This window comes from Modicisalibacter sp., assembly GCF_055145905.1.
In genome coordinates this window covers 1-1,215 of record NZ_JBSREH010000008.1, presented here as the reverse complement: position 1 = coordinate 1,215, position 1,215 = coordinate 1, and the positions used below count along the sequence as shown (strand labels likewise).

Sequence of the window (1,215 nt, the reverse complement as noted above, 5' to 3'; positions counted from 1 at the left end):
CAGCCGCGCAACAGCCGCACCGGCTCGGTGTACATCGTCAAGCCCAAGATGCACGGCCCCAAGGAAGTCGCCTTCGCCAACACCCTGTTCACGCGCATCGAGGACGTGCTGGGCCTTCCCCGCGACACCCTCAAGATGGGCATCATGGACGAGGAGCGCCGCACCAGCGTCAACCTCAAGGCCTGCATTGCCGAGGCCGCCTCGCGGGTGGTGTTCATCAACACCGGCTTCCTCGACCGCACCGGCGACGAGATGCACACCGCCATGGAAGCCGGGCCGATGCGCCGCAAGGGCGACATGAAGAGCGCCCCCTGGATCCAGGCCTACGAGGCCAACAACGTCCAGGTCGGCCTGCAGTGTGGCCTGCGCGGCCGCGCCCAGATCGGCAAGGGCATGTGGGCGATGCCCGACCTGATGGCCGCCATGCTCGAGCAGAAGATCGGCCACCCGAAGGCCGGCGCCAACACCGCCTGGGTGCCCTCGCCCACCGCCGCGGTGCTCCACGCCCTGCACTACCATCAGGTCGACGTCGCCGCCGTCCAGCAGGAGCTCGAGTCGCGCCCGGCCACCGACTACCTCGACGACCTGCTCACCGTGCCGGTGGTCGAGTCCCCCGACTGGACAGCCGAGGCCATCCAGCAGGAGCTCGACAACAACTGCCAGGGCATCCTCGGCTACGTGGTGCGCTGGGTCGAGCACGGCGTGGGCTGCTCCAAGGTCCCCGACATCCACGACGTGGGGCTGATGGAAGACCGCGCCACGCTGCGCATCTCCAGCCAGCACATCGCCAACTGGCTGTATCACGGCATCGTCAGCGAGGCCCAGGTCCGCGAGACGCTGGAGCGCATGGCGAAAGTCGTCGACGACCAGAACGCCGGGGATCCGAGCTACACGCCGATGACCGCGCATCTCGCCGACTCCAGCGCCTTCCAGGCCGCCTCGGACCTGATCTTCAAGGGCCGCGAGCAGCCGGCGGGCTACACCGAGCCGCTGCTGCATCACTGGCGCGCGGTGGACAAGGCCAAGGCGCACTGATCCCGCCTGCCGGCACCGCCGGCCAACGATAGGCACCGGCGACAAGGCACAGCGGGGGGCTTTTGCCAGGGATGGCAAAAGTAGCGCCCATGGAAGGGTTCACAGCGCCCCCGCGACGCCTTGACACCGGTGCTGCTATATCACCGCCCCCTGCCATGAACGGCAGGGGGCGGTGTCGTT

General features: G+C 68.4%; 1 protein-coding gene. It reads left to right on the top strand.

Features of this window, described 5'->3' with window-relative positions; all coding sequences use genetic code 11:
* Positions 1 to 1,035: malate synthase G (locus ACTCB7_RS04290; RefSeq protein WP_463005674.1), on the top strand; the 1,035-nt coding region annotated here is incomplete at its 5' end.
* Positions 1,036 to 1,215 lie beyond the last annotated feature (180 nt).